Origin of the sequence: Salipiger pallidus (genome assembly GCF_014643635.1) — a bacterium.
GTDB lineage: Bacteria > Pseudomonadota > Alphaproteobacteria > Rhodobacterales > Rhodobacteraceae > Salipiger > Salipiger pallidus.
In genome coordinates this window covers 93238-108752 of sequence record NZ_BMJV01000005.1, presented here as the reverse complement: position 1 = coordinate 108752, position 15515 = coordinate 93238, and the positions used below count along the sequence as shown (strand labels likewise).

Below are 15515 nucleotides of genomic sequence, written 5' to 3'. Positions count from 1 at the left end.
CGGTAAATGACGCGGCGGCAAAAGGGGCCTTTCCCCTCCGGTGCATCCATGCAATAGGGACGTGCCAACCGATCCCCTCCCAAGGAGCTGCTCTCATGGAGATTCGCGAGGCCCTCACCTTCGACGATGTTCTGCTTGTTCCCGCTGCGTCCAGCGTGCTTCCCAGCACCGCCGACACCCGCACGCAGGTGACGAAATCCATTTCCCTCAACATCCCGCTGTTGTCCTCCGCCATGGACACGGTCACCGAAGCGCGCATGGCCATCACCATGGCGCAGGCCGGAGGTATCGGCGTGATACACAAGAACCTCACCGTCGAGGAGCAGGCCCAGCAGGTGCGCCGGGTCAAGCGCTTTGAATCCGGCATCGTCTACAACCCGGTGACCCTCACCGCGGATCAGACCCTGGCCGATGCCAAGGCGCTGATCGAACGCTACGGCTTCTCCGGTTTCCCGGTGGTCGATGAAAACCACCGCGTCGTCGGCATCGTCACCAATCGCGACATGCGCTTCGCCCAGAAGGACGATACGCCGGTCCGCGTCATGATGACCACCGACAACCTTGCGATCCTGCAGGAGCCCGCCGACCGGGACGAGGCCATCAGCCTCATGCGCGCCCGCCGCATCGAGAAACTTCTGGTGACCGATGGCGCCGGCAGGCTCACCGGTCTGCTGACCCTCAAGGACACCGAGAAGGCCGTCCTCAACCCCACCGCCTGCAAGGACGATCTGGGCCGCCTGCGCGTCGCAGCAGCGACCGGCGTGGGTGAGGCTGGCTTCGAGCGCTCCGAGGCGCTGGTGGATGCGGGCGTCGACATCCTCGTCATCGACACCGCCCATGGCCATTCCGCCGGCGTGCTTGAAGCAGTGACCCGCGCCAAGCGTCTGTCGAGCACCATTCAGGTGATCGCGGGCAACGTCGCGACCGCCGAAGCCACCCGCGCGCTCATCGACGCAGGGGCGGATGCGGTCAAGGTCGGCATAGGGCCGGGCTCGATCTGCACCACGCGCATGGTCGCCGGTGTCGGCGTGCCGCAGCTCACCGCAGTGATGGACTGCGCCAAGGCCGCCGGTGACGTGCCGGTCATTGCCGACGGCGGCATCAAGTTCTCGGGCGATTTCGCCAAGGCCATCGCGGCGGGCGCGTCCTGCGCCATGGTCGGCAGCATGATCGCGGGCACCGACGAAAGCCCGGGCGAGGTCATCCTCTATCAGGGCCGGACGTTCAAGGCTTACCGGGGCATGGGGTCCATGGGTGCCATGGCGCGCGGCTCGGCGGACCGTTACTTCCAGAAGGACGCAGCCAGTGACAAGCTGGTCCCCGAAGGGATTGAAGGTCAGGTTCCCTACAAGGGCCCGGCAGGGGCGGTGATCCACCAGCTTGTGGGCGGCCTGAGAGCGGCCATGGGCTACACCGGCAATGCCACGGTTGCTGACATGCGCCAGCACAGCAATTTCGTGAAGATCACCAACGCCGGTCTCACTGAAAGCCACGTGCATGACGTTCAGATCACCCGCGAGAGCCCGAACTACCGGATCGGCTGAGACCGCAGGGTGCGCTTGATAGGAGGGCCCGGACGTTTCGGCGTCCGGGCCCTTTGTCGCTTGGGTCGTGCCCTGGCTGGGGACTGAAACGACGTTGATGCGACAGCGCCCCGTGCTGCTTGGTTGCTCCATTGCGTGGTGGCCGGAGCGACGTTCACGCGGCGGTGCCTCTTGCTGCTTGATCCGTACCTTGACTGCTGGCGGGAGCGACGTCGGAGCGAGCGGGCCTCGCGCTGTTCGGTTGGTGCTTTGGCCAGTGTCCGGATCGATATCGCCGCCGTGTCTTGTCCGTCTCCATCAAACCCTTGGCTGTCTAGCCCGGCGAAGTCGACTGATGGACACTCCAGCAGGTCGCTCGGGAGGTCCTGCAGCAGGCAGGCTGGAAATATGAGCAGGGGCAATCACGTTCCGGTGCCGGGAGCCATCAAATGCCTAGGGCCCGTTCAGGCGCCTTGTTTCTGACGGTAATCGATGATGAGCGGTGCGACACCTCTTCTGGACTGCCGCAGCGTCCGCGGCCCGGTGGATCAGGGGACACAGCAGGAGAGCCGGAAGATGTTTGCCACCGTCATGGGAATTCTCGGAGCCTACGTGGCCCTTCGCACGGTCTGGCCGCTGGCGGGCGTTGTTGATGTGCCGGTCTGGGGCAGGGCGCTCGCTGTTCTCGTCATTCTCCTGCTGGCCGAGAACCACCTGCTAACCCGGTTGGCCTACGGCAACATGTTCTCGCTCGAACTGCCCCGGGCGATGGTGATCGCGGTCAACGTGGGCTTTGGCGCGGTGATCCTGTCGGCGGCGTTGCTGTTGCTGCTGGACACCGTGATGCTGCTGCGATCACTCGTCACATGGCAATGGCGCCCGTTGGCGCAGGAATGGAGCGGGGCTGCGCTGGCCCTCGGGCTGGTGATCGCCGCAGTCGGGGTGTCGAATGCCCTGAGGCAGCCGGCGCAAAAGGACCTCTCGCTCGAGATCGGCGGCCTGCCCGATGCCTTCGATGGCTACCAGCTGGTGCATCTGACCGACATCCACCTGAGCCGGCTCTACCAGCGCGACTTCGCGGAAACGCTGGTGCGCCGGGTCAATGATCTGGGAGCCGACCTTGTCTTGATCAGCGGCGACCTTATCGACGGCTACCTGCCGGCGTGGGAACGCGACGTGGCACCGCTGGCGGGCCTCAAAGCGCGGGACGGGGTCTTCGTAAGCCCTGGGAACCATGAATACTACTTCGAGTTCGGCGCGTGGTGGGGCGCTTATGCCGACCTTGGCCTGTCGTTGCTGGCAAACGAGCACACGGTTGTCGAGCGCGGTGGCGCGCCGCTGGTGGTGGCTGGGCTCACGGACCTTGCGGCGCCGCGCTTCGGGTTGCCCGGGCCTGACCTTGACGCGGCACTGGCCGGCGCGCCCGAGGGTGCCCCGGTGGTCCTGCTCAACCATCAGCCACGACAGGCCCGGAGGATGGCGGCGCGCGGGGTGGACCTCCAGCTGTCGGGCCACACCCATGGCGGCATGGTACGCGGCCTTGACGCCCTTATCGCACGCTTCAACGAAGGTTTCGTCTCGGGGCTCTACAACGTCGATGGCATGCATCTTTATGTGAGCAACGGCACTGCGCAGTGGCCCGGATTTGCCTTGCGTCTCGGCGTGCCGTCAGAGCTGACACGGATAACCCTGCGCTCCGCGAATGCCTCTGCAGGGCGAGGAACCGGAGATCTCCGGCCCGGCACGTGACGCCGCGGTGCAGGCCTCGAGGCGGGCAGGCGCTTGACCGTCCCCGGCCCGCACGGCTAGAGCGCGGCTGCGCGGCAGCTTCGCGGCGCCAGGCCAGGGACGGATGAAGAACATGCCACAGACCGCGCATCGCTCGCTCAATCAGCAGACCACCACGTGGGGACGGGCATGACCCCCGCTGCACGTATCGCCGCCGCTGCAGAGATCATCGACAGCATCAGCGCCGGGCTTCCGGCGGAAAAGGCGTTGCTACGGTGGTCCCGAAATTCGCGGTTCGCTGGGTCGAAGGATCGCGCCGCCGTGCGCGATCATGTGTTCGAGGTGCTGCGCCGCTGGCGGTCCACGGCTGCGCAAGGCGGCGGTAGCGACGGACGGTCGCGCATGATCGGCCTTCTGCGTCAGCAGCAGGTCGACCCGGACACCATCTTTACCGGAGAGGGACACGCTCCCGCAGCGCTCAGCGACGCAGAGCGGGCCGCCGGGGCGCTGCCCGAGGGCAATGACCTGCTCGACCTGCCGGACTGGCTGGCTGATCGGCTGGGCGCAAGCCTCGGGGATCGCCTTGCCCCGGCGGCCGAGATGCTGCGCCACCGGGCACCGGTCTTCCTGAGGGTCAACACCCGGCGCTGCAGCCTCGAGGCGGCGCAGGCGGCGCTGGCGGACGAAGGGATCGAAACGCGCCTTCATGGCCTGGCCTCGACTGCTCTCGAGGTGACGGCCGGTGAACGCGGTGTCGGCCGCTCGGCCGCCTACGCGGACGGTCTCGTGGAATTGCAGGATGTCGCCAGTCAAGCGGTGGTCGAGGCGCTGCCTCTGTCGCCCGGGCTACGCGTGCTCGACTATTGCGCCGGAGGTGGCGGCAAGGCGCTTGCCATGGCCGCTCGCACCGGGGGTGAGATCATCGCCCACGACGCGAACCCCGAGCGCATGGCGGACATTCCCGCTCGTGCGGCGCGGGCCGGTGCCAGGATCCTGACGGCGGACGCGCCAGAGGGGCCGTTCGATCTGCTGCTGTGCGACGTGCCCTGTTCCGGCAGCGGGGCATGGCGCCGCTCCCCGGACGGCAAATGGCGTCTTGATCCCGACGGGCTGGCAGAGCTGTGCCGCCTGCAGGCCGAGATCCTCGACACCGCAGCCCGCCTTGTCGCCCCCGGAGGGATCCTGGCCTATGCGACCTGCTCCATGCTGGCGGAGGAAAACGGCGATGCAACCCGTGGCTTCCTTGATCGCATGCCGGAGTGGACCAGCCAGTTCGAACGCCAGTTCCTACCGCAGGATGGTGGCGACGGGTTTTATCTTCGCCTGCTGGCCGCGCCGGGCGCCTGAGACAGGCGCGAGCGGGAACAAGTCTGTTCTCGCATAAGGTTTACCTTTGGTTAATGTGTCTCGTGCCAAAGATGGGCGGGTACACGTTTGGGCGAAAGGGGGCCTCGTGTCGAATAGCGAAGCGGAGCGTCTGTCGGCCAGGGTCGGCGCAAGGCTGGATGCCTTGGTGCAGGCTGGTGAGATCAGGCCGTGGATGGTCCTGCCTTATCTGGGTCTCGCGCTTCTGTGCGGGGCCGCGGCAGCGGCGATCGGTAACGCGATGGTCGCCAATGCCCTGCTTGCGGGGGCGACAGCGTTTTTTACTTCGGCGGTGATCCTCGGGGGGGGCCTCCTCTGGCGCAGGCAGTCCGCGAGGCTCGAGATGACGGTCCTGTCACAACTGGCAAACGATGCGATCATGCCAATGCTTGTGACGGATCCACAGTTACGGGTCGTCTTTGCCAACACCGCGCTTGTCGATCGCTTCGGGGAGGCCGTCGGCGTTCCGGTCACCACCGTTCTCGGGCGCGGGCTGTCCAGCGTCGATGAGCTGGTCTTACGTCTCATGGAACAGTCCGAAGGCACAGGTTCCGCACACGAGGACCTGGCCGGCCACTCTGGCAGGTTCCGGCTGTCCACGCGCCGTCTTGGCGGTGGGCGGCATGTCTGGCGGCTGGAGACCATTGGGGCCGCGTCTCTGCCTGAACCACTACAGGAGCACAATGAACGCCCGACGCTGACGGTGGGCCGGAGCGGAGCGGTACTGTTCATGAATGCTGCCGCACGTGGCATCTTCGGCCGCCGGGTCAAGCGCCTCGAGGAAGCGCTGACGGATCCGCCGCTGCGGCCCGGTGCGGAGCACAGTTTCAACACGCCGGGTGGGGTGCGCAAATTCGTTGCGAGCGTGAACGATGCCGGCGTCGGGCGCCAGGAGGTGGTTCTGAAGCCGGTTGAGGACGACGAAGATGGCACCGCGGATGCTCGCTCGGGCTTCGACGATCTCCCGGTGCCCTTGCTGCGCCTGTCGCCGGACGGAACCATCCTGCGGGCCAACGGGGTGGCGTGCCAAATGCTGGACGTCACCAGCGCCGACGGGCGCAACGTCGCGGAGTTCATGGAGGGCCTTGGCCGGGCTATATCCGGCTGGCTGGCCGAGGCGGTGGCGGGGCGAGGGCTGCACCGGTCGGAATTCCTGCGGCTCAGCCGACAGGATCGCGAGGTTTATGTGCAGGTGACGCTCAACCGGGTGCGCACGGGGGATTCGGCTGAGCTGGTTGCGGTCTTGAATGATGCGACAGAGCTCAAGACGCTCGAGGCGCAGTTTGTCCAGAGCCAGAAAATGCAGGCCATCGGCCAGCTTGCAGGCGGGGTGGCGCATGATTTCAACAACCTGCTGACGGCGATCTCGGGCCACTGCGACCTGCTGCTGCTGCGCCACGACCACGGCGACCCCGACTATGCCGACCTCGTGCAGATCAACCAGAATGCCAACCGTGCCGCGGGGCTGGTCGGGCAGCTTCTGGCCTTCTCGCGCAAGCAGACGTTGCGGCCTGAGGTGCTGGACCTGCGCGACACGCTGTCGGATCTGACCCACCTGCTGAATCGCCTCGTCGGCGAGAAGGTGCAGTTGGAACTGTCCCACGACCCTGTCCTGCCCGCCATCCGGGGGGATCGCAGGCAGTTGGAGCAGGTTATGATGAACCTCGTGGTGAACGCCCGGGATGCCATGCAGGACGGCGGGCGCATTCAGATCGAGACCGAACGCAGGGTGCTGACCGAGCCGCTGAAACGCGACCGCGCCGTCGTCGAGGCCGGGGAATACGTCACCGTCAAGGTGACCGACTGCGGCATGGGCATCCCCAAGGACAAGCTCCAGAAGGTGTTCGAGCCGTTCTACACCAGCAAACGCACCGGCGAAGGCACGGGCCTAGGCCTCTCGACCGTGTACGGCATTGTCAAGCAGACCGGCGGCTTCATCTTCGTCGACAGCGAGGTCGGGCAGGGCAGCACCTTCACGCTACTCTTTCCGGCATTCGAAGTTCCTGCGAACGTGGCGCCTGTGTCGAAACAGGCAGCGGCACGCATAATGCCCAAGAACGGCACCGGCGTCGTCCTTTTGGTCGAGGACGAGGCCCCGGTCAGGGCCTTCGCCGCCCGCGCCCTGCGCATGCGCGGCTACAGCGTTCTCGAGGCTGGCACGGGCGAAGAGGCGCTCGACAAGCTTGAAGATCGGGACGTGAAGGTCGACATCTTCGTAACGGACGTCATCATGCCGGGCATGGACGGCCCGACTTGGGTGCGCGAGGCCCTGAAGGAACGGGCAGGCACGCGGGTGGTTTTCGTGTCGGGCTATGCCGAGGACATCTTCGTCGAGGGTGCTGAAAAGGTGCCCAACTCGGTCTTCCTGCCAAAGCCGTTTTCGCTCAGCGAGCTGACCGAGACGGTGCACCAGCAGCTAAACTGACTCTTCGGCGCGATCCCAGAGCTCGAAGTCCGCGGCACACTTGCGGCGCAGCTTCGCCTCGGTCTCCGCGGAGAGCCCAAGGTCGCCGCGGGGAGAGACGTTTTCACGCGGCAGGTCCACAGGGACCCCAAGCCGATTCTCCAGAAAGGCGATGAGTCCCGCCTGGTTTTCGTAGCGGAACAGGCGCGAGACCTCCGTGCCGTTGGGCCTTGGCTCGACGAACTTGGCCTGGCTGCCCACGTTTGCGAAGGGCGGGCGCTCGCCGGTGCAATAGGCCTGCACGAAGGCGTCGAAACTGAGCCCCTTGGTCGAGGTCGGTCGACCGTCGAGAAAATCGCGCTGCCGGTAACGATACCACGATCCCAGCCACGATACCGGCTCGCGGATCACCGCCACCAGCTCCATGTGGTCCTGGCCCATCTTCTCGAACATCGGCCGGAAAAAGCGGTTGTAGCGATAGACTGGCGCGTGTTTCAGCTCCGGCGGGTCGAGGACGGTCATCGACGCATGGGGCGCAAGCGCCGTCTCGTAGGCGGAACTGCCCGTCTTGGGCACCGCCAACAGCACGAGACGCGCCTTCCAGAACACCAACATAACGAAAACCCTTCTCCGTACGCCTGCCGTAAACCACTAATTAACCGTCTGCACCAACAGTGGTCCATGAAAATAAACCTTGATATGTTCTCCTTTTAGTCCCATATGGCTTGGGAACAAGAGGTGAACGAAAGCAGCAATTGCCGCCTCGGACGCGGTGTGGAATAAGGATCCAAATCCCATGGCAACGGCAGATCTTCTCAATATGGACAGCAAGCGCAACGCAGACCGGCAAAAGGCGCTCGACTCGGCGCTGGCACAGATCGAACGGCAGTTCGGCAAGGGCTCGATCATGAAACTTGGTGGCGACAACGCCATGAAGGACATTGAGGCCACGTCGACAGGCTCTCTGGGGCTCGACATCGCGCTGGGGATCGGTGGCCTCCCCAAGGGCCGGATCATCGAGATCTATGGCCCCGAAAGCTCGGGCAAGACCACCCTGACCCTGCACGCGGTGGCCGAAGAACAGAAGAAAGGCGGCGTCTGCGCTTTCGTTGACGCAGAACATGCCCTTGATCCCCACTACGCCAAGAAGCTTGGCGTTGACCTTGACGAGCTGCTGATCTCGCAGCCCGATACCGGCGAACAGGCGCTCGAGATCACCGACACGCTGGTGCGCTCGGGTGCGGTGAGCATGGTCGTGGTCGACTCGGTGGCGGCGTTGACGCCGAAGTCCGAGCTCGAGGGCGACATGGGCGACAGCAGCGTGGGCGTGCACGCCCGCCTGATGAGCCAGGCCATGCGCAAGCTGACCGGCTCGATCAGCCGGTCCAACTGCATGGTGATCTTCATCAACCAGATCCGGATGAAGATCGGCGTGATGTTTGGCTCGCCCGAGACCACCACTGGCGGTAACGCGCTGAAATTCTACAGCTCGGTGCGTCTCGACATTCGTCGCATCGGCGCGATCAAGGACCGCGACGAGGTCGTCGGCAACCAGACCCGCGTGAAGGTGGTCAAGAACAAGGTGGCGCCGCCCTTCAAGCAGGTTGAGTTCGACATCATGTACGGCGAGGGCATCTCCAAGACCGGTGAAATGCTGGACCTTGGCGTCAAGGCGGGTGTCGTGGACAAGGCGGGCGCGTGGTATTCCTACGGGGACGAGCGTATCGGCCAGGGCCGTGAGAACGCCAAGACCTTCCTCAAGGAAAACCAGCGCATCGCGCTGGAGATCGAGGACAAGATTCGCGCGGCGCATGGCCTTGATTTCCACATGTCCGATGACGAGAAGCAGGGCCGTGATGATGATGGAGACCTCGTCGAAGGCTGATTGCCCAGCTCACACCGCGATCTGACCCACGCCCCGCCGACCCCGGCGGGGCGTTTTGCGTTAGGGCATCCTTGTCACACGGGCTTTGCGGTCATTCTGGAAACTGCTCACAAGGACATGAGCGCGGCGGCGCTCTTGTCCTTTTCAGAGAGTGATCGCGATTGCCGACCCACTCGCAGCGCTGTTCCTCGTTGTGAGCCTCGTCACGCTTTGAGCGGATACCTTTTCAAACGCATACAGCGAAGACGGGGCCATTCCGCCTTGTGCATTCTGGGCCGGCTATGAGGCAGACCGCCGGGCGCCATACGCCTGCGTCGCGCGGGCCAAGGGCGGCTGGCATCCGGGCAAGATCCGTGCGCGCTGTGAAGGTTGCAACATCGGCTACAGCGGGCGGGAGAGCATCGTGGGACAATATGTTCTCCTGATCCCCTGACAGGCCCGGGTGCCGTTATCCGGCCTCCTGTGGCTGTCCTGGCGGGGCGCATGCGGGATGCGGTCTGGTCGTTAACACCGCTCTGGCGGGAATCTGACCTTGGATTATGGACAGGGCGCGGGCAGGGGGATACACCAGCCGGGAACGCTGAGACACCTGCCAGCCAGGAACACCGCCAAGGACACCCATGACGAGCCTGAACGACATCCGCTCTACCTTCCTGGGGTATTTCGAGAAGCAGGGGCACCAGATCGTGCCCTCGAGCCCGCTCGTACCCCGCAACGATCCCACGCTCATGTTTGCTAATTCGGGCATGGTGCAGTTCAAGAACCTCTTCACCGGGGTCGAGACGCGCGATTACACCCGCGCCACCAGTGCGCAGAAATGCGTGCGCGCCGGGGGCAAGCACAACGATCTCGACAATGTCGGCTACACCGCGCGGCACCACACCTTCTTCGAGATGATGGGCAACTTCTCCTTCGGTGACTACTTCAAGCGCGAAGCGATCCCCTTCGCCTGGAACCTCGTCACCAAGGAGCTCGGCATCGATGCCAAGCGCCTGCTGGTCACGGTCTATCACACCGATGACGAGGCGGCCGAAATCTGGAAATCCGTCGGCGTCCCCGAGGACCGGATCATCCGCATCGCGACCAACGACAACTTCTGGATGATGGGGCCGACCGGTCCCTGCGGCCCCTGCACCGAGATCTTCTTCGATCACGGCGAGCAGTACTGGGGCGGCCCTCCCGGATCGCCCGAGGAAGATGGCGACCGCTTCGTCGAGATCTGGAACCTCGTCTTCATGCAGAACGAGCAGTTCGAGGATGGCTCCATGCGCGCTCTCGACATGCAGTCGATCGACACTGGCATGGGCATCGAACGGGTTGCAGCGCTGCTTCAGGGCACCAACGACAACTACGCGACGGACCTCATCCGGTCGTTGATCGAGGCGTCGGCCGATGCCACGTCGTCCGACCCCGATGGCCCCGGCAAGACCCACCACCGGGTGATCGCGGATCACCTGCGGTCGACGTCCTTCCTGATTGCCGATGGCGTGATGCCGTCGAATGACGGACGCGGCTATGTTCTGCGCCGCATCATGCGCCGCGCCATGCGCCACGCGCACATGCTGGGGGCCAAGGATCCGGTCATGCACCGCCTTGTCCCGGCGCTCGTGCGCCAGATGGGCGCGGCCTACCCGGAACTGCACCGGGCGCAGCCGCTCATTGAAGAGACGCTGAAACTTGAGGAAACCCGCTTCAAGCAGACGCTGGACCGGGGACTGAAGCTGCTCGACGAGGAGCTTGTGGGCCTGCCGGACGGTGCCGCGCTGCCCGGCGCGACGGCGTTCAAGCTCTATGACACCTACGGGTTCCCGCTCGATCTCACGCAGGACGCGCTGCGTGAGCGCGAGCGCACCGTGGACACCAGTGGCTTCGACAGCGCCATGGCCGAGCAGAAGGCCAAGGCGCGCGCCGCATGGTCGGGCTCCGGCGAAGCCGCCGACCTCGCCATCTGGTTCGAGATCGCCGACAAGCACGGTGCCACCGATTTCCTTGGCTACGACACGGAGACCGCCGAAGCGCAGATGCTGGCGCTGGTCAAGGATGGTGCCGAGGTCGACAGCCTGTCCGCCGGTGACAGCGGCTGGATCATCATGAACCAGACGCCCTTCTACGGTGAAAGCGGCGGCCAGGTCGGGGATACCGGCTGGCTGCGCCGGCTCGAGGACGAGCACGATCTGGCGGAAGTCACCGACACCAAGAAAATGGGTGATGGCAAAGTCTTTGCCCATGCGGTGACCATCAAGCAGGGTACCTTCACCAAGGGTGAGGCGGTTGCGCAGGAGGTGGATCACGCCCGCCGTGGCAAGATCCGCGCCAACCACTCGGCCACGCACCTGCTGCACGAGGCCCTGCGCCGTGCGCTTGGCGATCACGTGGCGCAGCGCGGCTCGCTCAACGCGCCGGATCGTCTGCGCTTCGACTTCAGCCATGCCAAGGCACTGAGCCCGGAAGAGGTCGCGCGGGTTGAGGTGGAGGTGAATGACTACATCCGCCAGAACAGTGTCGTGAACACACGCATCATGACACCGGACGATGCCCGTGACCTTGGTGCGCAGGCGCTCTTCGGCGAGAAATACGGCGACGAGGTCCGCGTGGTATCCATGGGTGCGCTGGACGGCTCCGGCAAGGGCGCCGACGGCAAGACCTATTCGCTCGAGCTTTGTGGCGGCACCCACGTGGCGCAGACCGGCGATATCGGCACCTTCGTGCTGACCTCGGAAACCGCGTCCTCGGCAGGTGTGCGCCGCATCGAGGCGCTGACCGGTCAAGCCGCGATGGACGAGCTTCGGGGCCGTGACAAGGCACTGTCGGAGATCGAGGGCCTGCTGAAGTCCCACGGCCCCGATGCGGTCACCCGTGTGGCGTCGCTTCTGGACGAACGCCGCAAGCTCGAGAACGAGGTGGCGCAGTTGCGCCGCGATCTCGCCATGTCGGGCGGCGCGGGCGAAGGCCCGGCAACACGCGATGTGGGTGGCACGGCCTTTGTTGCTCAGGTGCTGTCGGGCGTGCAAGGCAAGGACCTGCCGCCGCTCATCGACGAGCACAAGGCGCGGCTCGGCTCGGGCGCGGTGCTGCTGATTGCCGACACCGGCGGCAAGGTCGCCGTTGCGGCAGGCGTGACCGAGGATCTGACCGCCAGCCTGTCGGCGGTGGACATCGTTAAGGCCGCGGTCGAGGCGCTTGGTGGCAAGGGCGGCGGCGGCCGTCCGGACCTCGCGCAAGGTGGGGCGAAGGACGCCAGCCAGGCTGATGCGGCCATTGCCGCGGCCGAAGCCGTCCTGGCGGCGGGCTGAGGATGCCCGCCTACGTCATCGCCAGGATCGAGGTTACGGATCCTGAGGAATATGCACGGTATGCCAGGCAGACCGTCGCGCTCGCCGAAGCATTCGGCGGGCGGTTCCTGGTCAAGGGCGGCCCCCAGATGGTGATGGAGGGCGACGCGCCCTCGCGCCACGTGGTGTTGGAATTTCCCAGCCGCATCGCAGCAGAGCGCTGGTTCAACTCGCCCGAATACCAACGCATCCTGCCTATCGCCCTGCGCGCCTCGACGCGCAGCGTTGTCATCGTCGAAGGAGTCTGACCATGCCCGCCCTCTGGATCGCCCATGTTACCGTCACTGACGAAGAGGCCTATGGCCGTTACGCCGCGCTTGCGGGCCCGGCCATCGCCAAGCACGGCGGCACTTTCATCGCCCGTGGCGGACGTTACGTGCAGCTCGAGGGCAAGGAGCGGGCGCGCAACGTGGTGGCAAAGTTCCCCAGCGTCGAGGCTGCCGAGACCTGCTACCATTCTCCGGAATACCAGGAAGCCATGAGCCACGCCCGTGGCGCGTCCGAGCGCGAACTTCTGGTGGTGGAAACCTCCGAGTAAGGTGCTCGCGGCCTTTGGGTAGCGCACTATAGTGCTGCCGCCCGCCACAGCGGGCTGGCGAGATGAAGCCTGTGGTTACCCTTTAGGGTCGGGTAGCGTGTGCGGCGCGAGCGGTCGTTGCTAGGTTGCGGCAGGACCTTTGAGGCGCTCGCGAAGCCCTGTTCTACCGCCGCTCTCTACGCTCGAACGGCAGAGCTGTCGATGTGCCCACTCTCCGCACGGCCGGACCTAACTTTGCAGGATGCAGTCACGCACGGGCTGCGGGGCGAGCTGACAGACGCTTATGCGCACCTTGGGCCCAAATCGATAGAGACTAATACAGTTGCAATGCTGGCTGTCGAAAAGCCCGGTTGTTGGGATGAGACGCTGCCATCTGCTCAAGTCTCCGACTTGCCCTGTCCTGAGCAGCCGCCGCCTTCATGCCCGTATTCCAAAGTTTTGCAGCGGCGCAGGCCAAACGTGTCGCCCCTCGCATCATCGTGCGGCGGTAACAGGATATGTCTATTGGTCTGCAGAATCGCGTTGGCTCTGCACCTGATGCGCGTCGGTAAGTGGCTGGTATCTGTTAATATGGGGGATGGTACGGGCGGTGGGGCTCGAACCCACACTTCCTCTCGGAAAACGGATTTTGAATCCGTCGCGTCTACCATTCCGCCACGCCCGCTCGTGAGAGAGATCTAGCGAAGGGGACGAGGATCGTCCAGCCCAAAGCTGGGTTTGTCCGGTCAAAACATCGCGGCGCGTGAGGATGCGCCACAGGTCCGTTTACGGTGGACAGGCTGCCGCTACACGGCGGAGGCAGGACGAAACGGCGCGATCATACGCGGCCTTCATCGATCCAAAGCCTGCGCCAGCCCGATGCCCACGAATGGCAAGGTACGCGCCGCTGCAGGAAGTACCCCGATCGACGCAGGGAAGACGTCGACGTTCCGGGGACACCTCTCGGTCCTTGCATGCTCCAGGCATCACGCGCAGTCGTCCACGCTGCAACTGCCATGTCATCTCGGCCGCGCGAAGCCATGCGGAAGACCGGGCTGCACAAGCGCACGGCGATGCGGTACAAAGACCCGTGAGGCGTGCAGTCTTCGTGCGTCGCGGGTGGTAACGCCCCCCGGCCTTCTATATAGTTCAATACCAAACCATCCGTTATCACGGGGAGAGAGCCGTGCGCGATCTGAAGATCCCGACCCAGCGCCATCCGGAAAAAGCCCACCGCAAGGACAACCCGCAGCCCAAGAAGCCGGACTGGATCCGGGTCAAGGCGCCGACGGGTAAAGGCTACCAGGAAACCCACCGCATCATGCGCGAGCACAAGCTTGTCACGGTGTGCGAGGAGGCAGGCTGCCCGAATGCCGGCGAATGCTGGAATCAGGGCCATGCCACCATGATGATCATGGGCGACATCTGCACCCGCGGCTGTTCGTTCTGCAACATCGCCACGGGCCGTCCCGATGCGCTCGACGTGTTCGAGCCGGGCCGGGTGGCTGACGCGGTCCAGAAGCTGGGGCTGAATCACGTTGTGATCACTTCGGTGGACCGTGACGATCTCGATGATGGTGGGGCCGAGCACTTTGCCCAGACCATCCGCGCGATCCGTCACCGCTCGCCGGCGACCACGATCGAGATCCTGACGCCGGACTTCCTGAAATGCGCGCCCTCGGTTCTCGAAACCGTGGTGGCGGCCAAGCCTGACGTGTTCAACCACAACCTCGAGACTGTCCCCGGCCTCTACCCGGACGTACGCCCGGGCGCGCGCTACTTCCACAGCCTGCGCCTGCTGCAGCGGGTCAAGGAACTGGATCCGTCGATCTTTACCAAGTCGGGCATCATGGTCGGCCTTGGCGAAGACCGCGCGCAGGTGCTTCAGGTGATGGACGACATGCGCGCTGCCGAGATCGACTTCCTGACTATCGGCCAGTACCTGCAGCCGACGCCAAAACACCACGCGGTGGATCGCTTCGTCACCCCGGACGAGTTTGCCCAGTACGAGAAATCGGCCTTTGGCAAGGGCTTCCTGATGGTTTCGGCGACGCCGCTCACGCGGTCAAGCTACCACGCTGGCGACGATTTTGCCCGGCTGCGGTCCGCGCGCGAGGCCAAGCTCGCGCAGGTCTGATCCGCGCGAGCCATGGGACTATGGGGAAAGGGGGCCAAGGTGCCCCCTTTTTCCTGGCGCGACAGCGGGGCCGAGCATGCAAATTCCTTTCCAAGGAATTTGTTCTCGCTCAGTTGGCAGCGCGGGCTTTCACCTTCTGGAGGACATAGACCCGGATCGCCGAGGCCAGACCGGTCTCAAGCTCTCGCGTGGCGTCAATCTCGGCGGCAAGAGCGTTGATTGCCTTGCCCTCGGCCTGCGCGATGGCGCGGAACTCGTGCCAGAACGGCTCTTCCAGAGACACTGATGTCCGGTGACCGCGCAGGCTGAGCGAACGTTTGACAGGGGGGCCGCTCATTCTTCAGTCTTGTGCCCGTCGAGGTGCCGCAGTTCCTTTTCGGCCTGGGCCTGATCGCGCGCCTTCTCAGCCTTGGTGCGGCCATGCAGCACGGCGTTCTCGTCCGCCTGCTGCTTGCGGGCAGTCCTGTCGCGGGACTTCCGCATCTTGTTGAGATTGATAACCTTGCTCATGGCAGACCATCTAGGCTGATTGCGGAAAAGCTCAATATGCCCGTGCCGGGCCGTGCCGTCGAGGGCCGGCGCCATCGGGCTGGGCAGAGATCGGCGTGATCGTCCAGCTTGGCC

12 protein-coding genes, 1 tRNA gene and 1 pseudogene are annotated in these 15515 nt (G+C 64.8%); 10 read left to right on the top strand and 4 right to left on the bottom strand.

Annotation, left to right across the window (positions count from 1 at the left end; translation table 11 throughout):
* Positions 1-95: 95 nt before the first annotated feature.
* From guaB to IEX41_RS12575, 4 genes are all read left to right on the top strand, one after another.
* Positions 96-1544, top strand: a complete 1449-nt coding sequence (gene guaB / locus IEX41_RS12590; protein WP_188790610.1) for an IMP dehydrogenase — start codon at positions 96-98, stop codon at positions 1542-1544.
* Between the two features lie 555 nt (positions 1545-2099).
* Positions 2100-3272: a metallophosphoesterase gene (locus IEX41_RS12585; RefSeq protein WP_188790609.1), complete on the top strand. Its 1173-nt coding sequence runs from the start codon at positions 2100-2102 to the stop codon at positions 3270-3272.
* A 168-nt stretch (positions 3273-3440) separates the two neighbouring features.
* Entirely contained in the window at positions 3441-4598 is a 1158-nt protein-coding gene (locus tag IEX41_RS12580) for an RsmB/NOP family class I SAM-dependent RNA methyltransferase (protein WP_188790608.1), read from the top strand.
* A 193-nt stretch (positions 4599-4791) separates the two neighbouring features.
* The gene (locus IEX41_RS12575; protein ID WP_188790916.1) at positions 4792-7041 is read left to right on the top strand and encodes a hybrid sensor histidine kinase/response regulator; all 2250 of its coding nucleotides are present in this window, start codon (positions 4792-4794) and stop codon (positions 7039-7041) included.
* Here IEX41_RS12575 and IEX41_RS12570 read toward each other — a convergent pair.
* Positions 7033-7635 (bottom strand): gamma-glutamyl kinase, encoded by a 603-nt coding sequence (locus IEX41_RS12570; RefSeq protein ID WP_188790607.1) that lies wholly within the window; start codon positions 7633-7635, stop codon positions 7033-7035. The two genes, IEX41_RS12575 and IEX41_RS12570, sit on opposite strands and share 9 nt — an antisense overlap.
* Positions 7636-7816: 181 nt before the next feature.
* On the opposite strand from IEX41_RS12570, the gene recA reads away from it, so the two are divergent.
* The 5 genes and pseudogenes from recA to IEX41_RS12545 all read left to right on the top strand — a co-directional run bounded on the left by recA (position 7817) and on the right by IEX41_RS12545 (position 12775).
* Complete coding sequence (gene recA, locus IEX41_RS12565) at positions 7817-8905, top strand: recombinase RecA (RefSeq protein ID WP_188790606.1); 1089 nt, start codon at positions 7817-7819, stop codon at positions 8903-8905.
* Positions 8906-9155: 250 nt separating this feature from the next.
* Positions 9156-9338 (top strand): annotated as a pseudogene (locus IEX41_RS21885) (DM9 repeat-containing protein); the annotation flags it as partial.
* 187 nt (positions 9339-9525) lie between these two features.
* Positions 9526-12198, top strand: coding sequence for an alanine--tRNA ligase (gene alaS / locus IEX41_RS12555; RefSeq protein ID WP_188790605.1), 2673 nt, complete (start codon positions 9526-9528; stop codon positions 12196-12198).
* A gap of 2 nt (positions 12199-12200) precedes the next feature.
* Positions 12201-12485 (top strand): DUF1330 domain-containing protein, encoded by a 285-nt coding sequence (locus tag IEX41_RS12550; protein WP_188790604.1) that lies wholly within the window; start codon positions 12201-12203, stop codon positions 12483-12485.
* A 2-nt stretch (positions 12486-12487) separates the two neighbouring features.
* Entirely contained in the window at positions 12488-12775 is a 288-nt protein-coding gene (locus IEX41_RS12545) for a DUF1330 domain-containing protein (RefSeq protein WP_188790603.1), read from the top strand.
* A gap of 578 nt (positions 12776-13353) precedes the next feature.
* Here the strand turns inward: IEX41_RS12545 and IEX41_RS12540 are convergent.
* Positions 13354-13439 (bottom strand) — tRNA-Leu (locus tag IEX41_RS12540).
* Positions 13440-13940: 501 nt separating this feature from the next.
* Here IEX41_RS12540 and lipA point away from each other — a divergent pair.
* The gene (gene lipA / locus IEX41_RS12535; RefSeq protein ID WP_188790602.1) at positions 13941-14891 is read left to right on the top strand and encodes a lipoyl synthase; all 951 of its coding nucleotides are present in this window, start codon (positions 13941-13943) and stop codon (positions 14889-14891) included.
* Positions 14892-15000: 109 nt separating this feature from the next.
* Here lipA and IEX41_RS12530 read toward each other — a convergent pair whose 3' ends face one another.
* Together IEX41_RS12530 and IEX41_RS12525 are read right to left on the bottom strand one after the other, a co-directional pair.
* The gene (locus IEX41_RS12530; RefSeq protein WP_188790601.1) at positions 15001-15228 is read right to left on the bottom strand and encodes a ribbon-helix-helix domain-containing protein; all 228 of its coding nucleotides are present in this window, start codon (positions 15226-15228) and stop codon (positions 15001-15003) included.
* Positions 15225-15401 carry a DUF4169 family protein gene (locus IEX41_RS12525; protein WP_188790600.1) on the bottom strand — a complete coding sequence of 59 codons (177 nt, stop codon included), beginning with the start codon at positions 15399-15401 and terminating at the stop codon, positions 15225-15227. Before IEX41_RS12525 ends, IEX41_RS12530 begins: the two co-directional genes overlap by 4 nt.
* Positions 15402-15515: the final 114 nt, after the last annotated feature.